Genomic DNA, 3774 nt, shown 5'->3' with positions numbered 1-3774 from the left:
TCCTCAGAAAAAACTGAACAAGGCTCGCAATCAATGCCTCCCCTTCCCCCGTCAAATGTCCAGCGCCAGGGCTCAACAATCCAAATCCTGGACATAAAGCCGGAGCAGCTTCCTTCAGACATTCTTGAAATACCAATTAACACGGCTTCGGCAAAAGAGGAAATGCAAGGCTCGCCTTTGGATGCAATCACCCAAGCCCTATCAGGCAGTCAAAGCGCCGGCTCAAATGGCGCAAGTCCGGCAAGCCAGGGGCTTTCAGGCTCAAACCTTGTCTGGCTCATCGCGGCAGCCACGTTTGTCATTGCAATTATCAGCGCGGCTGCATTCGGGATTCTGCAGCTAACAAATTCACTGCGGCCCTTTGAAATTGACCCGCTTGAATACCACAGGATAATGTCAAACGAAACAAGGCTCGAGATACTCACTGAGCTGTCTGGCGCGGACAGGATTCCAACAGATTTGTCATCCAAGCTCAACAAAAGCAAGTCCACCATTTCCGAGCATCTTGACAAGCTTGTGGCTGCCGGGTTTGTTGAAAAGCGCGAGGAGGATGGAAAGAAATTCGTCTACTACAAGCTTACAAGCAAAGGCAAGTCGGCGCTTAGAAGGACAAGCTAGGCAAGACAGCCGCCTATGGCAAACTTTCCAGCCTTAGTGGCAAACTTTCCATCTTCATAATCCTTATTAAATTTATGTACATTAACTATTGGGTTCTATGCGCTGCAATGGATACATGCCTTTGGGAAAAAGCACAATACTCATTTTTCTATTATTTGCCGGAACGGCCTCATCCCAAGTGCTAAATGAATCAAGCCCAATCACCTCGCTTTTGGCAGTTGCGCAGGAGCTATCGATGCAAAACCAATACCTGCCTGCCACCCAATTCTATCAAAACATTCCAAACGATCCGTCTTTGTCAAAACTTCCTGGCATCATGCCATCTGCAAGCGGGATGATTGGGCCGGGGCAGATAGTGGAAAAGGAAGGTTACATTGTAGAACTTAACCAAGAGGCAATGGTGGCATATGAGCAAGGCCTTGTCAGGCAGGCAATAAAAAAGAAACCAACAAACCAGAAAACCAAGCCTTCTGCATACGAGCTTGCGCAAATAAAATCAAAGGCAGTCTCCTATTCGCGCGAGCTTGAACAGGCACAGCTGAAAACAGAAGCATCCATCTCAAAGCTGCTGAAAAAAAGCGTCAAGGCAAATCCGAAATCAAAATTCAAAGCTTCTTTCAATGGGATGGTATTGGACATAACCGCGCAGGAAGCCGAGGCATTGTCAAAATCAGGGCTTGTAAGAAAAGTCTATCCAAATAAGAAAGTAAAAGCCCTTTTGCGCGACTCTGTGCCGCTTACCGGCGCAAGCGCACTTTGGGGTCTAAATCCGCAAGGCCAAAGCTGCGCTGGCGACAGAAGCAAATGCCTCACTGGCAAGGGAATAAAAATAGCCGTAATTGACACCGGCGTTGATTACACGCACCCTGACCTTGGCAAGTGCAATAAGGCCCAAGTCATTTCCGGAACCTGCTCAAAGGTGTCTGGGTGGGACTTTGCAAATGATGACAATGATCCAATGGATGATAGGGGCCATGGCACCCATGTTGCGGCAAGCGCAGCCGGCAAGGGGGATATAAATTCAAACGGCCTGCAAGATACGGGCGAATTTTGGGGCGTGGCTCCGGATGCCCATATAGTCGCATACAAGGTTTTGGGTTCAGACGGAATTGGGAGTCGGGCAGGCGTCATCTCAGCAATTGAGAAAGCCACTGACCCAAACGGCGATGGTGACACCTCCGATCATGTTGATGTCATTTCAATGAGCCTTGGCGGCCCAGGCGATCCAGATGATCCTATCTCAATTGCAGTTGACAATGCAGTTGAAAGCGGCGTTGTTGCAATTATCGCCGCAGGCAACAGCGGCCCAGGCGGCGGGGATTCTGACTGCCGGACAGAGTCAAGCGGAAATGCAGGTTCAATCTGTTCGCCTGGCACGGCTAGAAAAGCAATTACAATAGGGGCTGGCAATAAAAATGGGCTTATTGCAGGCTTTAGCTCCAGAGGCCCTGTGCAGTTTGGGCCAAGCTCAATAGCCAAACCTGATTTGCTTGCCCCAGGCGTCAACATCTGCGCTGCCCAATGGAAAAACTGGCTTAATTTCCTGAAGTGCTTTGACTCGGCGCACATTTCAATTTCAGGGACTTCCATGGCAACACCGCATGTTGCAGGCGCTGTTGCCCTGCTAAAGCAGGCACGCCCTGATTTGAGCCCAGAATCAATAAAAACAATCCTAATGTTTGGCGCCAAGGATTTGGGCTATGACATGTATACGCAGGGTGCAGGGCTTATTGACCTGCAGAAGGCATTTGCATTATCCCAGGCCGCCCCCCTTCCAGAATTAACTGTTGAATCGGGGAGTGCAATAACATCAAAAACTGGCGGAATGTTTGAAGTCGAATTTAAGGCTAAAATCCTCAACATCGGTCTTGCCTCGGCTTCCAATGTCACCTATTCAATTTATCTCCCAAACAAAACTGTCATTGCAAGCGGTGAAATCGGAAGCATGCTTGCCGGTGAGCAAACCAACCTGACAGTATCGGCGCCTATCCAAGAACTCTATCAATATGCAATCCTAGAAGTTGACCCTGAAAACCAGATTGTTGAATATTTGGAAAAAAACAACAAGATTGAAATCCTGCTGCCATTTGTAAGGTTTGCCGGCTGGCCTGTTGAGTACAATTCAACCGTGTCCTCCATCCAGGCGGCCAAGCTTGAAGGAAATGGCAACTTGGAACTTCTGCTCTCGGGCACCTCAAATATCTATCCAGTGGATTCACAAGGAAGCATATTGCCCGGCTGGCCAAAGAAACAGCCTTTATTATCCTCCCTGCTTGCAGCCAAGCCAGGCAGCAACACACTCATGCCTGATATGCCAATTTTTGCATCCAAAAACCCTTCTCAGGGCTCCAAATACCTGGTTGGAATACGTAAAAAGGACGGTTCATACGCGCCAGGCTGGCCGGCCATATACAATTATCCAAACACTTTGTCGGTTGCAGATGTCGACTATGACGGTGAAAATGAAATTATCGCGCGTTCATTGAAGGTAATAAACATCCTAAAATACAATGGTACCCAAATGCCTGGCTGGCCAAAAAACATCAGCTTTGGCACAGACGACTACGGTTCTCCGCTCTCCTACCTGCCTCCAGCAGTTGCAGCTGATTTGGATGAAAATTTTTACGGAATGGAAATAGTATATTCCACATCCCAAGGCACTGTAAATGCAATCCACCTTGACGGTACAAACGTGCCGGGCTGGCCGCAGAAAATCAGTTACCTCATGATGTTTGGCCCATTTCGCAGAAACATTACAAGCAGTGCTGAAGGACACCCGGTGGCAGCTGATATTGACGGCGATGGGAAGCTGGAGGTGCTTGTCAGGACCGGGGTCGTTGTCCCAGATGAGTATCCTTATCTGAACTTTTCAAATTATGTTTTTGCCTGGCATCACAATGGCACTCAAGTTAAAGGCTGGCCTAAGGATCTCTATGAAGACGGCGTGTTTGGCGGCTCGCCACTATCTATAGGTGACATAGATTCAGGCCATCCCGGGCTTGAAGTCGTTGAAGGCACAGGCGGATATGGAAGCGGGAAACTCTATGTTTTCCATCATGACGGAACTGTTGCGCCAGGCTGGCCACAAAACATCTCGGTCATCAAAACGCCAGCCCTGGCTGATTTGGACGGGGACGGGAACCTTGAGATTGTGGC

Annotated in this window: 2 protein-coding genes; both read left to right on the top strand. The window is 48.9% G+C overall.

Annotation, left to right across the window (positions count from 1 at the left end; genetic code table 11):
• Positions 1-33: 33 nt before the first annotated feature.
• Complete coding sequence (locus FJZ26_04820) at positions 34-618, top strand: winged helix-turn-helix transcriptional regulator (protein MBM3229728.1); 585 nt, start codon at positions 34-36, stop codon at positions 616-618.
• A 97-nt stretch (positions 619-715) separates the two neighbouring features.
• On the top strand, positions 716-3774 hold a 3059-nt coding region (locus FJZ26_04815; protein MBM3229727.1), incomplete at its 3' end, for a hypothetical protein.

The organism is Candidatus Parvarchaeota archaeon (genome assembly GCA_016866895.1).
Classification (GTDB): domain Archaea; phylum Micrarchaeota; class Micrarchaeia; order Anstonellales; family VGKX01; genus VGKX01.
Note: the sequence above shows the minus strand (reverse complement) of the source record. Positions and strands in the feature narration are given on the sequence as shown.